A 19,874-nucleotide genomic window follows, 5' to 3' on the forward strand; every position below is an offset into this window, starting at 1 on the left:
ATGACAGATTCGACCTCCACAACGGCGCTCTACGACAGCGATATAGACAATGATCAGCAGGCCATGGCATTGGCACTGCAGCAGGCACAGCGGGGTCTCTTCACCACAACCCCGAATCCGCGCGTAGGCTGTGTCATCGTGCAAGGACAACGTGTTATTGGTGCCGGATTTACCCAACCACCGGGAGGTAATCACGCTGAAATTGAAGCGCTGCATGACGCCGCCGCACGCGGTCATGACGTGCGCGGTGCAACCGTCTACGTCACGCTAGAGCCCTGCAGTCATTTTGGTCGCACCCCACCCTGTGCCGATGCGCTGGTCCGGGCTGGCGTGACAACCGTCGTTGCGGCGATGATGGATCCTAATCCGCTGGTCGCCGGACAGGGCCTTGCCAAACTACAGGCGGCCAATATCGCCGTCCGCGCTGGTGTGCTGCAGGATGAAGCACAGGAAATGAACATTGGGTTTTTCAAGCGGATGCGCACCGGGAGGCCTTGGGTACGCCTCAAATCTGCTGCCAGCCTCGATGGAAAAACGGCTTTGCATAACGGTAAGAGTCAATGGATTACCGGTGCCGCTGCACGCGACGATGGCCATTTCTGGCGTGCCCGTGCCTGCGCCATTCTGACCGGCATTGGAACCGTCAAGGACGACAACCCCCAGCTGAGTGTACGTGCCGTAGCAACGCCGAGACAGCCTCGCCGTATCGTCATCGACAGCAAGCTGAGGATTGATCCGCAGGCAAATATTCTGACCGGTGGCGGCACCTGGATTTTTACTGCCGAGCATGCGCACGACAAAATTGCTGCGCTGGAAGCTCAGGGTGCAGAAGTCATCGTCATGCCCAATGCCAACAATAAAGTTGATCTGCCCGCGGTGATTGCCGAACTGGGCCGCCGCCAACTCAATGAAGTACATATCGAAGCAGGCTCCAAGCTGGGTGGCTCGCTGATCCGTGAAGCCTGTGTCGATGAGTTGCTGCTGTACTATGCCCCTAGCCTTCTGGGCGATGGCCGTAGCATGTTCGAACTGCCGGCATTGGAAGACTTGTCCGGCAAATTTACCTTGCGTCTGCAGCAGGTCAAGCAAATCGGCGAAGATTTGCGTATCCTTGCACGCTTCAGTTAAGTTAATGCATTGTTAGGAATTGATCATGTTTACAGGAATCGTCGCCGCCATTGGGCGTATTACGTCCGTTCACGCTCTGGGCAACACCGCCGATGCCGGGGTCCGACTCAACATTGATGCTGGCGGCCTGCCAATGGCGGATGTGGCATTGGGCGACTCGATTGCGCTCAATGGTGCCTGCATGACGGTGGTTGAAAAAAACACACAGGGCTTCACGGTTGATGTCTCGCGTGAGAGCCTGAACCTGACGGTCGGTCTGTCGGAGCCCGGCGAAGTCAATCTTGAAAAAGCGCTGACACTGGCAGAGCGCCTTGGCGGTCATCTGGTCTCGGGACACGTCGATGGACTAGGCACTGTGCGCAAGTTTGAGCCGGTCGGAGAATCCTGGGAGCTGGTGGTCGAAGCGCCCAAGTCGCTAGGAAAATATCTGGCCTACAAAGGATCGATTGTCGTCAACGGCGTCTCATTGACGGTGAACCGGGTTGAAGATACGGATACCGGTTGCCGATTTTCGATCAATCTGATCCCGCATACCATTGAAGTCACCACACTCAAGCACCTGAAAGTCGACAGTCGGGTCAATCTGGAAATCGATCTGATTGCCCGTTATGTCGAACGTATGCTGAGCGCACCGAAATAATTCAACGCCAGACTCAATTTACAAATCGAGCCTGAAACTACGCTTTTGCTCCAATCCTCCTATCTCCCCATCAATCTACCTGCGACAAAATGTCGCAGGTAGATTGACGTCAGAGTCAGTTGTTCGTAAGACTGAGAACGCGCTTAACTGCTAATATCTTGCGATGTATTGATGCCGATATTTCTGTTTTTCATCAGGTTGATTGCGGTCATTCTTTGATGTCATCGACACTGATTTTAGGCCATTCTGCCCGACCAACGTTCGACAGCTTTTCCATCCCAGAAAATACGCCAGACACCGCCAAGTGCAGCCAATGATGACGCGTGAATCCCGCAAACGACTAGTAGCATGGTTAGGCATGATTGCCATGCTGCTGGTCACTTGCGTGCCTCTGGCAAGTCAATTGATCGCAGCATCACATGGCGCAACACCGTCGATGATGTATTGCGGGATGAAGGTCGGTGATCCGGCAATGTCCAGTGTCGTGCAAAGCGATACGCATGGCACTGATGACAAATCCTCCCAGCACAAGGCCGCCAGTGGGCAGACCGATGTCTGTGGCTACTGCAGTTTCTTTGATCATTACACGTCGCTGCCTACCTCAGTGGTAACTGCGCCTCAATTGGTGCGTTTGCTGATTGCCCTGACCATTACTGCGCTGGCGATACATGGTTCGCGCACAGCGCGCTATCCCTCCAGACGCCCACGCGCTCCTCCCGCTGTTCTCTGACAAAAAACCGGACTTGCTCTCAAAGGCGCGAGTCCATTCCGTTATTGGCAGAAAACATAGGGGCTCAGCCCCGTATTCTCGGTTGGAGTAACACAATGATCACATTACAAAAAAAATCCCTACCCTATGCGCTCGCGCTCGCGCTGAGCGTCGGTGTTCCTACTGCAGCACATGCATGCGCTACTTGCGGCTGCTCGCTCAGTAGCGATGCTGCAATGGGCTATTCCGCTGAAACGGGATGGCGTATCAACCTCGACTATAACTTCATCAACCAAAGCCAGTTGCGCTCAGGCTCAAGTGCAGTCGGCGCAACGGTACCAGCGGCGATCAATGATAACAATGGGCAGCAGGAAGTCGAACACAAGACCATCAATCGCTACATCAATCTGGGCATCAGCTATACCCCATCGCCGGACTGGAATATCAGCTCCATTATTCCCTACATTGATCGCAGCCATACGACGTATGGTATCCAGGGCGTTTCGACACTAACTAGCGACAATTTGAGCAGCGCCAGTAGTACCGGAGTTGGCGATATAAAGCTGATTGGCAGTTATCAAGGCTTCTTGCCGACCCATAATCTGGGGGTACAGCTTGGTATCAAACTACCTACCGGCAACTACGGTGGACAAACGGCAGACGGCACCGTTGTCGGCCACCACCCGGTGTTTTTTTCTACCGGCCCGAATGCCAGTCAGGCACTCGATACCAGTCTGCAACCTGGCACCGGCAGTACCGACCTGATCATTGGTGCTTACTACTATCAACCGATCAGCCAAAATTTCGATTTCTTTATCAATGGCCAATTCCAGGCGGCAGTGGCGCATAAACTGGATGAGACCAATGCAGACTATCGTCCGGGCAATCAAAGCAATGTCAGTTTCGGGCTGCGTTATGAAGCAGATCCAAAATTTGTGCCCCAGGTACAAATCAATGTGACGCACAAGAGTGCCGATCAGGGTGCATTGGCCGATACCACCGATACTGCCGGTACCGTTGCCTATCTGAGTCCAGGAGCGACCTTTGCAATAACCTCCAAGCTACATGTCTACACCTTCATTCAGAAGGCCGTCTATAGTCAGCTTTCTGGCTATCAACTGTTCCCACGCTGGAGTGCCAGCGTGGGTGCCAGCTATGCGTTCTAAGCAAGCATCATTTTTACATGGGGGCGCCAATGTGGCGCCTTCGGCTGAGCGCCGTACATTGCTGCGTGCAGCGCTCAGCCTCGCAGCGGGTGTCGGTCTTGGCAGCTGGAGCAATACCGCCAGTGCCAACGCACTTGCTGTAGGTAAACCTGCACCTGAGCTGGTATTGCATACGCTTGACGGCACTAGCATTTCCAGCAAAGAGCTGACCGGCAAGGTGGTCATCCTCACCTTCTGGGCGACCTGGTGCGGTCCCTGCCTGACAGAGTTGCCGTTGCTATCCGAGTATCTAACGCGGCACCGCAAGCAAGGTCTGGAGATACTCGGGTTTAGCCTGGATGGTGCCGAAAACTTGCCGGAAGTACGCAGGTTTGCGAGTCGGCTGAATTTCCCGGTTGGTTTGCTGGGCAGCCCATGGGCTGGAGACTATGGACGCATGTGGCGCATTCCGGTCAGTTTCACGATTGATCGTAATGGGGTACTGGCCGACAACGGCTGGAATGAAGACGATCCTGTCTGGACTGTCGAGAGGCTGGAGAGAATCGTCACCCCTTTGCTGGCAAAGTAAGCCAGTAACAGGGGCTTCGATCTGAAGAAGAACTAGCGGCGGATAGTATTTTTCAGTGCTTCAGGTGTGATGCTGGCGCTCGACACCTTGTTGACTTTGCCACTGCTTGAATCACAGGAACTGCAACCACCGCAACTCCCTTTGGCCGACACCGTCATGCTGGCGCTGCGCAGGCGTTGGGCCAGTTGCTGCCAGCCGAGTCTGGCCGCGACATCTGACAGGCGCTGGGTCAGTCCAGCACGGACCGATCGCGGCAGGTAACGCTTGAGAACCGCCCAGCAAGCGAAAAGGACGATTGCACCGACAATAATCTCTTGCATGTTCTACTCCTTATAAAAAGGCCACTGCCAACTGATAAGTCACAAACGAGGCCAGATACGCCAACGCAAACATATAGCCCGCCATGACCAACGCTGGCGTCCACGAATTGGTCTCGCGCTTGACAATCGACAAGGTTGAAATACATTGCGGCGCAAACACGTACCACATCAGCAAAGACAATGCGGTTGGCAAGGTCCACAGATGTGGCAACATCGGGCCCAGCGCTGATGAGACTTCGTCGCCAGTTGCCGACAGCGCGTAGACGGTGCCCAGCGCCCCAACAGCGACCTCACGGGCAGCCATGCCAGGAATCAGTGCAATCACGATTTCCCAGGTGAAGCCGATGGGCGCAAACAACGGCTGCAACGCCGCGCCGATCTTGCCGGCCAGACTGTATTCAATGGCCGGACCGGTCGCCCCTGCTGGCGCACCAGGAAAGGTCGACAGGAACCACAGGATAATCATCAACGCCAGGATGATGGTACCGACGCGCGAGACAAAAATACGACCCCGCTCCCACAAGCCAAGCGCCAGATTGCGCCAGTTGGGAAGATGGTAGTTCGGGAGCTCAAGCATCAATGGCTGCGGCTGATCCTTGGTGATCAACCGCTTGAATACATAGGCTACCGCCATCGCAGCAATGATACCCAGCAGATACAGGCCAAACAGAACCAATCCCTGCAGATTGAAAATCCCCACATCACGATTAGGAATGAATGCAGCAATGATGAGCGCATAGACCGGCAAGCGAGCCGAACAGGTCATCAGCGGCGCAATCATGATGGTCGCCAGCCGATCCCGTGGATTCTGAATCGTACGCGTTGCCATGACTCCCGGAATCGCACAGGCAAAACTCGACAGCAAGGGAATGAAAGCCCGTCCTGACAAGCCGACACTACCCATCAAACGATCCAGCAAGAACGCCGCGCGGGGCAGATAACCAGAGTCTTCCAGTAGCAGAATGAAAAAGAACAGGATCAAAATCTGCGGCAGGAATACCAGCACGCTGCCAACACCGGCAATGATGCCGTCCACCAGCAGACTGCGCAGCAAACCATCCGGCAGCAAATGCGCGACCAGCGCACCAAGGCCATCCATGCTGTCCTTGATGAAGTCCATCGGCATCTCGGACCAGCTGAAGACGGCCTGAAAGATCATGAACAGCAAGCCCAGCAAAATGACATAGCCCAACACCGGATGCAGAACCCAGGCATCAATTTTATCTTCGGTCGTATTGGTAAGAGGACGCTCGGTGACCGCCACATTGAGGATGTGACGCACGATATCTTGCCGCTGACTGCCCGTCATTGACTCGGACTGATTGAAGCGGTCGGTCGTCCAACTGGCATGCTCGCCACCGGCAGAACGCCATTCATCAATGGCTTTGACCAGAGCTGCCACACCATGCTTTTTGACGGCAACGGTTTCGACAACGGGAATACCGAGCTCACGACTGAGCTTCTCGGCATCGACTTCAATACCGCGCTTGCGCGCAATATCAATCATGTTCAAGGCCAGCACAGTAGGACGATTAAGACGCAGCACCTCAACTACCAGTTTGAGATTAAGCTGCAGCTTGCTGGCATCAACCACCAGCACAATAAGATCAGGAGGCACTTCATCGCGGCGTTCGCCCATCAACACGGCTCGTGTGATGGCCTCGTCGGGGGTCAATGCACTCAGACTGTAGGTTCCGGGCAAATCCAGTACCTGATATTGAAACCCTTGCTCGGACGCAAAGCGACCAGCCTTGCGTTCAACAGTCACGCCGGCGTAATTGGCCACCTTTTGACGGGCTCCCGTCAACCGATTGAACAAGGCGGTCTTGCCGCAATTGGGATTGCCGACCAGCGCCAGATTCAAGGTATTCGCTTGCTGCATAGTGTGAGACCAGAATGAAAACTCGCGCCGCAACCGCCAGCGCAATGGTTTGTGATGAAACGCCTAAGCGCTGCGTGTTACAGACGCTCGACCTGAATCAGCTCAGCCTCATGCCGACGTAACGCAAAGGTGGTATTGCCGATGCGTAGCGCAATCGGATCACCGGAGGGAAAGGCAATCGCCACCACCCGCAAGAGCTCACCGGGTACAAAACCCAGCTCCTGCAACCGCTCCAACAATACCGTCTGCTCCGCGCCACGCGCTGGCATCAGCGCTCGAATACGGGCCCGATCCCCCTTGACGAGGGAAGACAGACTGGTCATTGCGCCAGCCTCGGCGGTAACCGCTTGAGCGGTATTAACGACTGATGGTTGCGACATGGACATCCTTGGCACCCCTTCCCGAGTCGGGAACATGAGAACATAAATGAGAATCGCTATTATTATGAAGCAATTTTCCCCTTTATGGGCGGCCAAATTGTTACAGCAATGTACCTGTTCTGGAAACAGCAACGCCGGCAAGGCTTTGCCGGCGAAAATTATCATTTGATCAACAAAAATCTATATTGCCAGCCACGGTGGTGCGGCTTCCTTGACCAGAATTTTTCTCGGCAACAACTTTAGGTCGAAAAAAACATCCGCGATTTGCTGTTGCTCAGCAATGATGGAGGGCGTAATTGCTTCGGTGCCAAAGGCCGAACGACTCACCACGACATCAGCTACTGACTTGGGCAAACCCAGCACTGCGGCCAGCTCCGTTCCGAGTGCATCCGGATTGGCGCGGGCCCAGACGTCGAGTTTGTTGAGCTCGTCGATGACAATATTGAGTACGTCGGTATTTTTTAGCGCGTAGTCTTTTGACGAAAAATAATACGCACGATTTTTCACAACACCGTTGGCATCAGCCAGGATGCGTACCGGCAAGGTCTTTTCAGCTGCCGCCAGAAACGGCTCCCAGATTACCCAGGCATCAATAGCGCCCTTTTCGAAAGCTGCACGGGCGTCGGGCGGCGATAACCAGACGGGTGAAATATCGCTGTATTGCAAGCCGCTTTTTTCCAGCAATTTGACCAGGAAGTAATGGACGTTAGACCCTTTGTTCAGTGCAATCCGTTTACCTTTAAGGTCGCTGACCTTGCGGATCGGCGACTCCTTGGGCACCAGAACTGCCTCGACCGAAGGCCTCGCCACGGTTGCGGCAACATATACCAGCGGTGATCCTGCCGCCTGAGAAAAAATCGGTGGTGCCTCTCCGGCATCACCGAAGTCGATGGAGCCAACACTAAGCGCCTCCAGCTGGACTGGTCCCGCGACAAACTCGATCCATTTAACGGTAACCCCCAACGGCGCCAGTCGCTTCTCCAATATGCCGCGCCCCTTGAGCAGACTGAGCAGCCCTTTCTGATTGCCAACCCGTAATTCACGCGGCGTGGCGGCAAAAACCCTGCCTGGCGACAGTGTCAGCGCGCCCACCCCTGCCGCGGCAAGCAAGCCACCTTGCAGGAGAAAGCGCCGGCGCATGCCTGACTGAGACAACGCTACTGTATCAACCACTCCTACCGGACGTACCGGCTCGACTTGCTTCTTGATCGTCATACAGCACTCCCCCATCTCTCATATTGATTCAAGCTGTCTATGTCGTACAGGCTGCGACTAAGACAAAGTGGCAAGTATAGAAATGAAGGGAAGGTCGGGAAAACGAACAATTGGCAGCATCGATATCTGTTTTCTGCCGCACTGATTTAGTAGTGCAGTGGTGCAGTCGCAATTACTCGCGCCGCATATCGATATACCAAATGATCATTTCATCACATTGCGCTAACTCGCTACGCTGACAGACTCCTTTGACTCTTGACTGCGAGCAGCCATGACTACGAATTCAGACTGGAAATTCGAAACCCTTTCGGTGCATGCCGGTTACACGCCGGACCCCACCACCAAAGCAGTTGCGGTACCGATTTATCAGACCGTAGCGTTTGCGTTTGACGATACACAGCATGGGGCAGACCTGTTCGACTTGAAGGTCAAGGGCAATATCTACTCTCGCATCATGAACCCGACCCAGGATGTGCTGGAGCAACGCGTGGCTGCGCTCGAAGGTGGCATTGCCGCGCTGGCAGTCGCGTCCGGACAGGCGGCCGTCACCTACGCCATCCAGACTATCGCCGAAGCGGGCGACAACATCGTCTCAGCAGCGACATTGTATGGGGGCACCTACAATCTATTTGCTCATACCTTGCCGCAGTTCGGCATCCAGACCCGCTTCGCCGATCCGCGGGATCCTGATTCATTTTCCCCGCATATTGATGCACGCACCAAAGCCATTTTCATTGAATCGATCGGCAACCCGCTCGGCAACATTACCGATATTGCTGCGATCGCCGCCATTGCGCACCGTCATGGCTTACCGCTGATCGTCGACAACACCGTCGCCACGCCCTATTTGCTGCGTCCGATTGAACATGGTGCCGATATCGTCATCCACTCGCTGACCAAATACCTGGGTGGCCATGGCACAACACTGGGAGGCATCATCGTCGATTCCGGCAAATTTCCTTGGGCGCAGCACAAAGAACGCTTCAAGCGCCTCAACGAACCAGATGTCAGCTATCACGGTGTGGTCTATACCGAAGCACTGGGAGAAGCCGCCTATATCGGACGTGCACGCGTGGTACCACTGCGCAATACCGGTGCGGCGCTCTCTCCGTTCAACAGCTTCCAGATCCTGCAAGGCATCGAAACCCTGGCGCTACGTCTGGACCGCATCACTGCCAATACACTGACAATCGGCCAACATCTACAGCGCCATCCTAAGGTCAACTGGGTCAATTATGCCGGGCTGGAAGGCCATCCCGATTATCAGCTGGCACAACGCTACTTCAAAGGCAGGGCATCCGGACTGCTCACCTTTGGGGTCAAGGGTGGTCTGGCGGGCGGGGCGAAATTCCAGGATGCGCTCAAGCTGTTCACACGCCTGGTCAATATCGGTGATGCCAAGTCACTGGCAACCCACCCGGCGTCAACCACACACCGTCAGTTGTCTCCGGAAGAACTGCAAAAGGCGGGCGTGACGACAGATACCGTGCGTCTGTCCATCGGGATCGAACACATCGATGATCTGCTGGCCGATCTGGATCAGGCATTACGCGAGGTCTGACCGGACAGTGTCCGCACTATCTGAATTGCGAAGTAACAAAACAATAAAACAACAACAAACGAATGGATCGGTTCTGGCAAGGCCGGTCCATTCACGCTTTAGACCCGCCCTACGTAGCCGTATCAACAATCTTCTGCCATTCTCTCTATAATTGCCGAGATTTTAAAAAATAATTCCCTTCCACCAAAAGTCTGAGGAGATTCAGCATGCGGCTTTTACTCTTACTGCCGTTCATAGGTTTGTTGTGGGTACCGTTTTACAACGACGAGTTACCTGCTTTGTTCGGTTTTCCGTTTTTTTACTGGTACCAGTTTGCCTGGGTTCCTCTCACTGCATTGATCATCTGGATTGTCTATAAAGACGGTCTGAAGAAGGGAGTGGAATAATGAACGACGCATCCTCCGCAATCAATTGGACCGCCTTGGGCGTGTTCATCTTCTTTTTCGCGCTGGTCACCGTGATGGGCTTCTGGGCCTCGCGCTGGCAAAGTGGCGGCAGCTCCAATAAGGGTGCCCATCTGGATGAATGGGGCCTCGGTGGCCGTAATTTTGGCACCTGGATCACCTGGTTCCTGGTTGGCGGCGATTTTTATACCGCTTACACGGTGATTGCCGTACCGGCACTGGTCTATGCCGTCGGTGCCTATGGTTTCTTTGCGCTGCCCTACACCATTCTGGTCTACCCGATCGTGTTCGTGATCATGCCAAAACTGTGGCACGCCGCGCACAAGGCGGGACACGTTACGGCGGCCGACGTAGTGTTTGGACGCTATCAGTCACGTCGTCTGGAACTGGCTATTGCCATTACTGGCGTCGTAGCCACCATGCCCTACATCGCTCTGCAACTGATCGGCATGGAAGTCGTCATCAAGGCGTTGGGCGTAACCGGTGAGTTGCCACTGATGGCAGCCTTCGTGATTCTGGCGCTATACACCTACTCAGCTGGCCTGCGCGCACCTGCGCTGATTGCCTTCGTGAAGGATCTGATGATCTATATCGTGGTGCTGGTCGCAGTGGTAATCGTGCCGATGAAATTGGGTGGTTATGGCATCGTGTTCCAGTCAGCCCGTGATGCCTTCGCGCTCAAGGGTGGTGCCACTGGCCTGACCCTGAAATCGCAACAGATCCTGCCATTTGCCACTCTGGCATTGGGTTCGGCAATGGCGGCCTTCATGTATCCGCATACCCTGACAGGCATTTTTGCTGCCAAGAGTGCGGACACCATCCGCAAGAACGCCGTGTTCCTGCCCGCCTACACCGTATTGCTGGGCTTGATCGCACTGCTCGGTTACATGGCGTACGCCGCTGGCATCAAAGTCAGCAGTAACAATGATGTGGTACCAGCCTTGTTCAATGCCCTGTTCCCAAGCTGGTTCAGTGGCTTTGCCTTTGCTGCCATTGCCATTGGTGCGCTGGTGCCGGCTGCGGTGATGTCGATCGGTGCGGCCAACCTGTTCACGCGTAACTTCTGGAAGCCTTACGTCAATCCGAACGTCTCCGCCGAAGGCGAAGCCAAGGTTGCCAAACTGGTATCGCTGGTGGTGAAGGTTGGTGCACTGGTGTTCATCCTGTTCCTGCCGACCAAATTTGCGCTTGATCTGCAATTGCTGGGTGGTGTCTGGATTCTGCAAACCTTCCCGGCGGTCGTATTCGGTCTGTTCGTGGGCTGGTTCGGTGCCAATGCGCTGTTGTCTGGCTGGGCTGTGGGCATCATTGGCGGTAGCTGGCTGGCTTATGCCGATGGCATCAAGCCGGTGCATACCTTCCATATCGGCGCAGATTCCTACACGCTCTACACAGGTCTGATTGCACTGACCATCAACATCGTTGTTGCAGTGGTGGTTCAACTGCTGTTCGGTCGTGGCGGTGCGCAAGCACCTGCGCTCAAACGCAGCTAAGGTAGCATCAACGTCGTAGCACACAAAAAAGCCAGGTGACCCCTGGCTTTTTTGTCGTTGCTCATCCAATGTTTCGTTACGCGGTACAGCCCCGTTGGAACTCCGCCAGTAACTTGTATTCCTGCGCCAGCTTCTGTGGCAAGGCCATGAAGATCGGTCGTAGCCGTTCATAAATGGCGACATTGGCGACAATGGGAACATGTCGGTTGGTTGAGCCCACCATGTCTGCAATCACCGTCAGCGAACCGACCTTGCCAAGTGCGTACAAACCCAGCACTGCAGCACCCAGGCAGGACGACTCGACACTTTGGGGCACTTCCACTTCACGCTCGAAGATGTCCGCCATCATCTGCCGCCACAACGCCGAGCGGGCAAACCCACCGGTCGCCATCATGGTTTTGGTCGGTCCGATCAAATCTTCGACCGCAGGCAAGATGGAATAAAGATTGAAAATCACGCCCTCCAGCGCGGCGCGGATCATATGCTCCTTGCGATGATGCAGCGCCAGACCAAAGAAGGAGCCACGCAGGTCGGCATTCCACAGCGGGGCACGTTCACCGGCCAGGAACGGATGAAACAACAAACCCTCGGCGCCGGGCGCAATCTTTTCAGCGATCTGTGTCAGTGCCTCATAGGGGTCCACTCCCGCGTCACGCGCAGCCTGTGCTTCCGCGGTGGCCAACTCATCACGCACCCAACGGAAGATATTGCCGCCGTTATTGACCGGTCCGCCAACGACCCAGTGCTGCTCAGTCAATGCATAGCAAAACGTTCGTCCTGACGGATCAGTCACTGGCCGGTCGACCACACTGCGCATGGCGCCAGAGGTACCGATGGTGACCGCGACCTGTCCTGGTGCAATGGCATTGACACCCAGATTGGACAACACGCCATCATTGGCACCGATCACGAACGGCGTGTCGGCACGCAGCCCGAGCTGCGTAGCGACGGCCCTGTCGAGGCCCTGCACCACTTCAGTGGTGGGCACTGGCGTGGACAACTGTGCGGCATCGATACCGATCAGCGCCAATGCTTCATCATCCCATAGCATGGCTTGCAGATTGAATAATCCGGTAGCCGAAGCAATGGAATGATCGACCAACCAGCGCCCGAACAAATGGAAGAATACATATTCCTTGACACCCACAAACCGTGCCGCGCGGTTGAAAATATCTGCATGATCATGGCGCAGCCACATCAGCTTGCACAGCGGTGACATCGGATGAATCGGCGTACCCGTGCGGGCATAGATGGCATGCCCATCGAACTCGTCGCGTAGACGCGCTGACCAGACACTGGCGCGGTTGTCGGCCCAGGTAATGCTATTGGTCAGTAACTGATTGTCGCGATCCAGCGCAATGATGCTATGCATGGCAGCACTGAAAGACACCAGCGCAATCTCCTCAGGCCTGGCCTGTGCGCGCTGGACGGCAACGCCGATTGACTCCAGTACTGCTGCCAGAATTTGCTGCGGATCCTGCTCGGCCATACCCGGTGCCGTGCACAGCAGCGGATACTCAACTGCATGATGCGATATCACCTTGCCGTCCAAGGCGAATACGACGGTTTTAGTACTGGTGGTGCCGATATCAACACCAAGCATGAAGCGCGACATGAAAAATCCTCTGGGTCAGATCAAACGACCAGGTTAAGTAACATGATGAGGATGATAGCAACTACCGAGATGATTGTTTCCATCGCGGTCCATGTCTTGAAAGTTTCACCCACGCTCATATTGAAATATTCCTTGACCAGCCAGAAACCCGCATCGTTGACATGCGACAGGATCAACGAGCCAGCACCTGTTGCCAGTACCAGCAGTTCACGATTGGTCCCTGGAATCATGGTCACCAGCGGCGCCACAATACCTGCACCGGTAATGGTCGCAACGGTGGCCGAGCCAGTAGCGATGCGGATTAGACCTGCGACCAGCCATGCCAGTAACAAGGGAGAGATATGCGCGTGCACAGCGAGCTGGCCGATGGCCGTACCAACGCCACTATTGACCAGCATCTGCTTGAATCCGCCACCAGCACCAATGATCAGCACAATGGCAGCGGTCGGTGCCAGACTGCGATCGAGCAACTTCAGTACGTGCTGACGCGACAAACCTTGCGCTGTCCCAAAGGTGTACAACGACAACAGTAATGCCGCCAGCAAGGCCACGATCGGGTTACCAATAAATTCCATCAAATTGCGTATCGGACTGCCATCTGGCGAAGCCACATCGGCCAGGGCTTTCAGCAACACCAGTACGACTGGCGCCAACACGGTCATCAAAGTCATGACAAAACCAGGTAATTGCTTGCTTTGGGGTTCACGTGCAAGTTGCTCCAGCAAGGCTTCCGATGGCTCAATAGCGACGTATTTGGAAATGAAGGAGCCAAATAACGGACCAGCAATAATCACGGTCGGCAAACCAACAATAAAGCCGTAGAAAATGGTCTTGCCAATATCAGCGCCGAACACACCTATCGCCAGCAGCGGTCCAGGATGCGGAGGAATCAGACCGTGCATGACCGATAGACTGGCCAGCATCGGTATGCCAATCTTCAACAGTGGCACACCTGAGCGCCGGGCGACAATGAAGACCAGAGGAATCAGCAGCACGAAGCCGATTTCGAAAAACAACGGGATACCGACCAGGAAAGCCCCAATCATCATGGCCCAGTGCACCCGTTGCTTGCCAAAAGCGCGCACCAGCGTCTGCGCAATCTGATCAGCACCGCCCGACTCGGCCATCATCTTACCCAGCATGGTTCCCAGACCCAGCACGATGCCGACAAAGCCGAGTACCCCACCAAAGCCATCCTGGAACGACTTGACGATCTTGGACAATGGCATGCCACAGAACAACCCCAGCAAGCCGGAGCTGATGATCAATGCGATGAAGGGGTGAATGCGCAGGCGCGTGATCAGCACGATCAGCACCACAATCGCCAATGCGGCGTTCAACAATAGATTGAGGTCAGTACTTAGTCCGAACATGCAGTGTCTCCATGGCAAAGGTGCCAGTAGCTGGGCCAGAGAGGCGTAGCAAGTGCAAGCGGTCTGCCACTACGCAATGGACAGGCATGCGCTTGATACGCCACACCGCACGGGTGCGAAACAAGCTACCGGTTCACCATCTGCGTAGTGTTGTAGGGAAATATCACAAATATCGCGCTAAGCAACATTATTCGAAACAATCAACCCGAACAATGTTAGCGCTAACAAGGCGCGAATGGTAACGCTAACAAATTTTCAGTGTCAAATCATTTATATGAATATCATGCACTGCAGCAGCGATTTTCAGACTCCCTCGATACCCCCACTCTGTCAGTAGAAACATGGCTGGAGGTATGATGTCGCCCAGGATGCCGCACTTCCCTATTGACACGTTATTGCAAGAACACCTGTGAGCCAGACCAATCCCCGCCAACCAGCACTCAGAACAACCCGCACCAGCCGCGCCACCGGCCGCGTGACCATTGTCGACGTTGCCCGTCACGTGGGCGTCAGCCCGATGACAATCTCCCGTGCGCTCAAGACGCCAGAGCGTGTACAACAAGAGTTACGCATCCGCATCACGGAGGCCATTGCCGCGCTCGGCTACGTTCCCAATCAGGCCGCCAGCACACTCGCTTCCGCCCGCTCACAAGTCATCGCAGTACTGGTACCTTCGCTGACCAATTCGGTGTTCATTGATACCTTGAGTGGCATCCGCGATTATCTGGAGCAGCAGGGTTATCAATTCCTGATTGGCGAGACTGGTTATACGCGCGACAAGGAAGCACAACTCATCGCGACCTATCTGGCGCATGCACCGGCGGGGTTTCTGCTGTCAAGCGTTGCGCAGCATGAAATCTTGCGCGGCCTGCCTGCCTGCAGTCATCTGCCCGCTGTACGGATGTTTGATCTGGGAAAAGGTCATCAGGAAATGTCGGTTGGCTTCTCACAAATCAAGGCCGGTTACGCTGTCGCCCGCCATCTGATTGAGCGCGGGTACCGACGCCCGGGATTTCTGGCGGCACAGCTCGATCCACGGGTCATGAAGCGTCGCGAAGGTTTTCGCAAAGGCTTGCTGGAAGCCGGTCTTGATCCGGACGCAGAGGTATTGCTGGCACAGCCAACCAAGGTTGAGATGGGCGCACAATTATTACGCCAGATACTGGAGAGCACACCAGACTGCGATGCGGTATTTTGCTGTAACGACGATCTGGCGCTGGGCGCCTTGTTTGAATGTCAGCGCCGCGGTATCGACGTGCCGCAGCAAATGGCGATTGTCGGTTTCAATGACCTCTCCTGGGCCGCTTGTGCCACGCCTTCGATCACCACGGTCATTACGCCGCGTTACGAGATTGGTTACCAGGCAGCGCAATTATTGATCCAGACGCTCAAGGGAGAAACGATCGCCAAACCCCGCCTTGATCTGGGCTTTGAACTAGCCGCACGCGAGAGTACCTGAACTGCCATTGGCGCTATTGCACGCGGTACGGGCCGCATGGTGCATAATTCCGATACAAATAAGTATAAAAGCTGTGCAGGTCGCCTGAATTACCATCGGGATCTGCCACGGCATCAAAGAAAAAGAAGAAATTACACGTCCCGAACGTTCGATCCATCGCGACGAATGCTGTCTTGGTATGCCATCTCGCTGCCAGGGAGAGTACGTCTGTCTTCTTACTTTTTTTGGTACCTACATCATGCCCTTCCCGACGATCACGCCCACCAACCAATACCCGCCAATGCCCCAAGCCACGGCCACGGTGCCATCATCGTACAACACACTGGCAACAATGATGACCGACGCATCGAGCGCAGTCGGTAAAGAACCTTGGATGCATCAGAGACCCGTATTTGAAGCACGCGCGCAGCAATTGAGTATGGTAGGGCGAGAGCCTGAAACCAACCCGTCACTCAGGTACAACATCGCCAGCAGCTTTCATTCGATGGTGAATATGCAACAGATAAGTCGCTCGCGGATAGGCCCGCACGATACGGGACTAATCGAGAATAACCTTCCTCTTGAGGCACCCATGGAATTTCACCCTGGTCTCTGGCACCCAAGACTGGGCGTCCCCACCATCCGCCATTTCCCGCCCCCCCCAGAGCACACCAGAAGACAGCAACCAGCCAGCTACGTTGCCCGTAACAGTAGGCGACAACAGCGTGCAGCCAGCGCCGTCAACAGCCCATACCATCATCGCAGCGGCGGAGACGCCCGTGGAGATTCTTCTGCCACCAGTTTGCCAACCTCATTTGGCATCAATTTTGGCGAGGACATCACGCATACTGCCAACAATGAAAAAATCGGTAATGCCAATCCGGGCATGCTCATCCGCTCTGAATCGGGAACGTTCTACGTCAAGAAGATACACAGCGCACTCGCTGCCGCCAAGGAAGTCGCAGCCGGACGAATTTATAGCCTGTTTGCACGAACGACGGAGCAATTTCTGCCAGCACATTACGAGACTTTTTTTCAACCAGTACAACAGCCTCAACAGTGTATTGCCTCCAGATATGTGGATTACCTGGATTTCGGCGACTGGCTGGCGCATGCGGATTCGGCCGATGACATGCAGCGGCAACACCCTAGATGGCCCACGGCACAGCTGACTGTATTCAAGCGCAATGCCTGCGAAGCCCACGCAATTTCAGGTAAACTCTCTGCGCTACGTAATGCGTACCCTGACGACTGGTGGCGCAGTGCAGTCAATGCGCCCTTGCCCGGTCTGGTGACAGCGTATCGCCCACTGGCCAGCCGGTTCGATGACCTGATGAAAAATCAGTTTGCCCTGCTGCCGCAATCAATGCAGGAAGATATCCAGCGACATTTGAGCGTATCGCAACTGATTGGAGACTGGGATCCGCTCAATGCGTTTTACCGGAACATGGGTATCGTGCGGGAAGGGAGTCAGCTCCACGTGATGCGCCTGGATTTTGCTAGCAGCCTCGACTGCGGCTTCCAGGGTGCATTAAAAAGGGACAGTTTCGATATTGCCGTCAATCAGCGACCTGCCGTATTTCCCGAACTGAAGCAGAGATTTACCCGTGCACATGCAGAATTTTCAGAAAGGCTTCCATCACTCGGTGAGCAATTTGATGATCTGCCCTATGCCGACTACGCCCATATCACCTCCGGCAACAACGATGCGACAAGATCAGCACAATCTGTACGCATCCAGATTGCCCTCCGTTACCTTGCACTGCGACAACGCAACCCTGATCTCATCGCCAACATTTTTACGCAGGCCTACTCGGAAATTCCAGCCTCTGTTGAGAATACGGAGAGCCGGCTAACCCTGACCAGAATCATGGAAGCACGCCTGAACACCCTTGTCGAACAATGTGGCGGCACAGCATTACCAAGGAACAGAACTCGTGCAGCGAGACGGTAAATGCGGTAGACAAGAAATTTCCTGACGTTACAATCCTTGACTGCGATCACAATAAAATCAGCGCAAAAAAAGCATCCTCATCAAGGACGCACTCAAGGACTCACTCAGGAGAAGCTCATGTGGAAACTCAATAGCCTGGCCAAACCAGCTACACTGGCCTTGCTGCCATTCTGTACTGCCTTGGCAACCATCCCAGCGGTTGCGCAAACAACCACCAGCGCCGCGCCAGTGGTTAAATACGATCTGACCTATGACATCATCAGCCCGGTTCAAGCCAGTCATGGCATGGTGGCATCCGAGCAAGAACTGGCAACCCAGGTCGGTGTAGACATCCTCAAGCGTGGCGGCAATGCGATTGATGCTGGCGTTGCCGTCGGCTTTGCTTTGGCCGTGGTATTGCCTAATGCAGGTAACATCGGCGGTGGTGGCTTCATGATGATTCACGATGCCAAGACTGGCAAGAACGTCGCTCTGGATTTCCGTGAAATGGCACCTGCCAAGGCGAGCCGCGACATGTACCTCGACGACAAGGGTAACGTTGCACCAGGCCGCTCGCTATATACCCACCTGGCGATTGGCGTACCCGGTACTGTCGCTGGTCTGACGCACGCGCTGGAGAAGTACGGCAGCATGAAACTGGCGGATGTCATCGCCCCCGCGATCAAGCTCGCAGAAAACGGTTATACCGTGAGCCCCAGCCTGGCATTGATCCTCTCAGCCGAGCGTGATCACCTGGGCAAATGGGACTCCAGCAAGGCGGTCTTCTTCAAGGACGGACGTCCGCTGCAGGCAGGTGAAAAGCTGGTACAGAAAGATCTGGCCAAATCGCTCAAGCTGATTGCCAAGCAAGGCCCATCTGTATTTTATGAAGGTGAGATTGGCAAGAAAATCGTCGCCGAAATGGACAAGCATGGTGGTCTGATCACCGCCGCCGACCTGAAAAACTATAAGGTCGTCGAACGTGAGCCAGTCGTTGGCAACTATCACGGCTATGAAGTCATGTCGATGCCACCACCAAGCTCGGGCGGCGTGCACATTATCCAGATGCTCAACATCCTGGCACGCTATCCGCTTAAGCAATATGGTGCTGACAGTGCCCAGAGCATCCACTTGATGGCCGAAGCCATGAAACTGGCCTATGCTGATCGCGCTGAATATCTGGGCGATCCGGATTTCAATAAGGTACCGGTCAAAGGTCTGACATCGACCGCTTATGCCGATGAACTGGCCAAGAAGATCAATCCTGATCACGCCACACCAGCGGCTGAAATCAAACCAGGCAAGCCACAACCTTACGAAAGCGACCAGACCACGCATTTCTCGGTGGCTGACAAAGCAGGTAATCTGGTGGCAACGACCTACACCCTGAATCTGAACTTTGGCAGTGGCATCGTTGCTACGGGTACAGGTATCACCCTCAACAATGAAATGGATGACTTTTCGGCTAAGCCCGGTGTCGCCAATGCATTTGGTTTGGTCGGAGGAGAAGCCAATGCCGTTGGTGCCGGCAAGCGCCCTTTGAGCTCAATGTCACCAACCTTCGTACTCAAGGATGGAAAACCGTTCATGGTCACCGGTAGCCCTGGCGGTAGCCGTATCATCACGACAACCCTGCAGACGATCCTCAATGTGATTGAGTACGACATGAATGTGGCCGAAGCAACGGTGACGCCGCGTATCCATCACCAATGGACACCGGACCAGTTACGTATCGAAAAAGGTATCAGCGCAGACACGATCAAGATCCTGAAGGAAAAGGGTCAGAACGTCAGCGTACAACCATCGATGGGACGTACACAAACCATCGAAATCAAGGATGGCATGTTCTATGGTTACTCGGATCCCCGCAATCCGGATGGCCGTACGATCGGATTTTGATCTGAAAAATCGATGATCTGATAGCGACGACTTGCATGACAATGCCGCTCATCATGTGAACCGCACCCCAAAAGTTGGACACCAATCCAACCTTTGGGGTGTTTTTCATGGCGAAGTACGAAACGAAATTCAAGCATGAGGTAGTGCAAC

General features: G+C 54.7%; 17 protein-coding genes. 11 read left to right on the forward strand and 6 right to left on the reverse strand.

Annotation, left to right across the window (positions count from 1 at the left end; translation table 11 throughout):
- From ribD to FHW66_RS17065, 5 genes are all read left to right on the forward strand, one after another.
- Positions 1-1,128: a bifunctional diaminohydroxyphosphoribosylaminopyrimidine deaminase/5-amino-6-(5-phosphoribosylamino)uracil reductase RibD gene (gene ribD, locus FHW66_RS17045; protein WP_255459034.1), complete on the forward strand. Its 1,128-nt coding sequence runs from the start codon at positions 1-3 to the stop codon at positions 1,126-1,128.
- A 25-nt stretch (positions 1,129-1,153) separates the two neighbouring features.
- Complete coding sequence (locus tag FHW66_RS17050; protein ID WP_183381018.1) at positions 1,154-1,768, forward strand: riboflavin synthase; 615 nt, start codon at positions 1,154-1,156, stop codon at positions 1,766-1,768.
- A 313-nt stretch (positions 1,769-2,081) separates the two neighbouring features.
- Entirely contained in the window at positions 2,082-2,498 is a 417-nt protein-coding gene (locus FHW66_RS17055) for a DUF2946 domain-containing protein (RefSeq protein ID WP_183381019.1), read from the forward strand.
- A 95-nt stretch (positions 2,499-2,593) separates the two neighbouring features.
- Positions 2,594-3,643: a transporter gene (locus FHW66_RS17060; RefSeq protein ID WP_183381020.1), complete on the forward strand. Its 1,050-nt coding sequence runs from the start codon at positions 2,594-2,596 to the stop codon at positions 3,641-3,643.
- The gene (locus FHW66_RS17065; RefSeq protein WP_183381021.1) at positions 3,633-4,211 is read left to right on the forward strand and encodes a peroxiredoxin; all 579 of its coding nucleotides are present in this window, start codon (positions 3,633-3,635) and stop codon (positions 4,209-4,211) included. The genes FHW66_RS17060 and FHW66_RS17065 overlap by 11 nt, the downstream gene beginning before the upstream one ends.
- Positions 4,212-4,243: 32 nt before the next feature.
- Here the strand turns inward: FHW66_RS17065 and FHW66_RS17070 are convergent, their stop codons facing one another.
- The 4 genes from FHW66_RS17070 to FHW66_RS17085 form a co-directional block, all read right to left on the reverse strand.
- Positions 4,244-4,531, reverse strand: a complete 288-nt coding sequence (locus FHW66_RS17070; RefSeq protein ID WP_183381022.1) for a DUF6587 family protein — start codon at positions 4,529-4,531, stop codon at positions 4,244-4,246.
- Between the two features lie 10 nt (positions 4,532-4,541).
- Positions 4,542-6,413 carry a ferrous iron transport protein B gene (gene feoB / locus FHW66_RS17075; RefSeq protein ID WP_183381023.1) on the reverse strand — a complete coding sequence of 624 codons (1,872 nt, stop codon included), beginning with the start codon at positions 6,411-6,413 and terminating at the stop codon, positions 4,542-4,544.
- A gap of 77 nt (positions 6,414-6,490) precedes the next feature.
- Positions 6,491-6,793, reverse strand: coding sequence for a FeoA family protein (locus tag FHW66_RS17080; protein ID WP_183381024.1), 303 nt, complete (start codon positions 6,791-6,793; stop codon positions 6,491-6,493).
- 180 nt (positions 6,794-6,973) lie between these two features.
- A complete protein-coding gene (locus FHW66_RS17085) occupies positions 6,974-7,933 on the reverse strand; it encodes a sulfonate ABC transporter substrate-binding protein (protein WP_183381042.1) in 960 nt (319 codons plus the stop codon).
- A 346-nt stretch (positions 7,934-8,279) separates the two neighbouring features.
- On the opposite strand from FHW66_RS17085, the gene FHW66_RS17090 reads away from it, so the two are divergent.
- From FHW66_RS17090 to mctP, 3 genes are all read left to right on the forward strand, one after another.
- The gene (locus tag FHW66_RS17090; protein WP_183381025.1) at positions 8,280-9,569 is read left to right on the forward strand and encodes an O-acetylhomoserine aminocarboxypropyltransferase/cysteine synthase family protein; all 1,290 of its coding nucleotides are present in this window, start codon (positions 8,280-8,282) and stop codon (positions 9,567-9,569) included.
- A gap of 206 nt (positions 9,570-9,775) precedes the next feature.
- Positions 9,776-9,955, forward strand: coding sequence for a DUF3311 domain-containing protein (locus tag FHW66_RS17095; RefSeq protein WP_183381026.1), 180 nt, complete (start codon positions 9,776-9,778; stop codon positions 9,953-9,955).
- Positions 9,955-11,466: a monocarboxylate uptake permease MctP gene (mctP, locus tag FHW66_RS17100; RefSeq protein ID WP_183381027.1), complete on the forward strand. Its 1,512-nt coding sequence runs from the start codon at positions 9,955-9,957 to the stop codon at positions 11,464-11,466. The genes FHW66_RS17095 and mctP overlap by 1 nt, the downstream gene beginning before the upstream one ends.
- 76 nt (positions 11,467-11,542) lie before the next feature.
- Here the strand turns inward: mctP and gntK are convergent, their stop codons facing one another.
- On the reverse strand, positions 11,543-13,081 hold the full coding sequence (gene gntK, locus FHW66_RS17105) for a gluconokinase (RefSeq protein ID WP_183381028.1): 1,539 nt from the start codon (positions 13,079-13,081) through the stop codon (positions 11,543-11,545).
- 20 nt (positions 13,082-13,101) lie between these two features.
- Positions 13,102-14,454: a GntP family permease gene (locus FHW66_RS17110; RefSeq protein WP_183381029.1), complete on the reverse strand. Its 1,353-nt coding sequence runs from the start codon at positions 14,452-14,454 to the stop codon at positions 13,102-13,104.
- Positions 14,455-14,863: 409 nt separating this feature from the next.
- On the opposite strand from FHW66_RS17110, the gene FHW66_RS17115 reads away from it, so the two are divergent.
- From FHW66_RS17115 to ggt, 3 genes are all read left to right on the forward strand, one after another.
- Positions 14,864-15,913, forward strand: a complete 1,050-nt coding sequence (locus tag FHW66_RS17115; protein ID WP_370543496.1) for a LacI family DNA-binding transcriptional regulator — start codon at positions 14,864-14,866, stop codon at positions 15,911-15,913.
- A 571-nt stretch (positions 15,914-16,484) separates the two neighbouring features.
- Complete coding sequence (locus FHW66_RS17120; RefSeq protein ID WP_183381030.1) at positions 16,485-17,846, forward strand: hypothetical protein; 1,362 nt, start codon at positions 16,485-16,487, stop codon at positions 17,844-17,846.
- A 117-nt stretch (positions 17,847-17,963) separates the two neighbouring features.
- Complete coding sequence (ggt, locus tag FHW66_RS17125) at positions 17,964-19,724, forward strand: gamma-glutamyltransferase (protein WP_183381031.1); 1,761 nt, start codon at positions 17,964-17,966, stop codon at positions 19,722-19,724.
- The last annotated feature ends 150 nt before the right edge of the window (positions 19,725-19,874 follow it).

Source organism: Herbaspirillum sp. Sphag64 (assembly GCF_014192645.1).
Lineage (GTDB): Bacteria > Pseudomonadota > Gammaproteobacteria > Burkholderiales > Burkholderiaceae_D > Herbaspirillum.

Bases quoted from the DNA above. Each gene is read 5' to 3' on its own strand.
- mctP (WP_183381027.1), top strand. From the start codon at position 9,955: ATGAACGACGCATCCTCCGCAATCAATTGGACCGCCTTGGGCGTGTTC.
- FHW66_RS17110 (WP_183381029.1), bottom strand. From the start codon at position 14,454: ATGTTCGGACTAAGTACTGACCTCAATCTATTGTTGAACGCCGCATTG.
- FHW66_RS17080 (WP_183381024.1), bottom strand. From the start codon at position 6,793: ATGTCGCAACCATCAGTCGTTAATACCGCTCAAGCGGTTACCGCCGAG.
- FHW66_RS17095 (WP_183381026.1), top strand. From the start codon at position 9,776: ATGCGGCTTTTACTCTTACTGCCGTTCATAGGTTTGTTGTGGGTACCG.
- feoB (WP_183381023.1), bottom strand. From the start codon at position 6,413: ATGCAGCAAGCGAATACCTTGAATCTGGCGCTGGTCGGCAATCCCAAT.
- FHW66_RS17070 (WP_183381022.1), bottom strand. From the start codon at position 4,531: ATGCAAGAGATTATTGTCGGTGCAATCGTCCTTTTCGCTTGCTGGGCG.
- FHW66_RS17065 (WP_183381021.1), top strand. From the start codon at position 3,633: ATGCGTTCTAAGCAAGCATCATTTTTACATGGGGGCGCCAATGTGGCG.
- FHW66_RS17055 (WP_183381019.1), top strand. From the start codon at position 2,082: ATGATGACGCGTGAATCCCGCAAACGACTAGTAGCATGGTTAGGCATG.
- FHW66_RS17090 (WP_183381025.1), top strand. From the start codon at position 8,280: ATGACTACGAATTCAGACTGGAAATTCGAAACCCTTTCGGTGCATGCC.
- gntK (WP_183381028.1), bottom strand. From the start codon at position 13,081: ATGTCGCGCTTCATGCTTGGTGTTGATATCGGCACCACCAGTACTAAA.
- FHW66_RS17050 (WP_183381018.1), top strand. From the start codon at position 1,154: ATGTTTACAGGAATCGTCGCCGCCATTGGGCGTATTACGTCCGTTCAC.
- ggt (WP_183381031.1), top strand. From the start codon at position 17,964: ATGTGGAAACTCAATAGCCTGGCCAAACCAGCTACACTGGCCTTGCTG.
- FHW66_RS17085 (WP_183381042.1), bottom strand. From the start codon at position 7,933: ATGCGCCGGCGCTTTCTCCTGCAAGGTGGCTTGCTTGCCGCGGCAGGG.
- FHW66_RS17120 (WP_183381030.1), top strand. From the start codon at position 16,485: ATGGAATTTCACCCTGGTCTCTGGCACCCAAGACTGGGCGTCCCCACC.
- FHW66_RS17060 (WP_183381020.1), top strand. From the start codon at position 2,594: ATGATCACATTACAAAAAAAATCCCTACCCTATGCGCTCGCGCTCGCG.
- ribD (WP_255459034.1), top strand. From the start codon at position 1: ATGACAGATTCGACCTCCACAACGGCGCTCTACGACAGCGATATAGAC.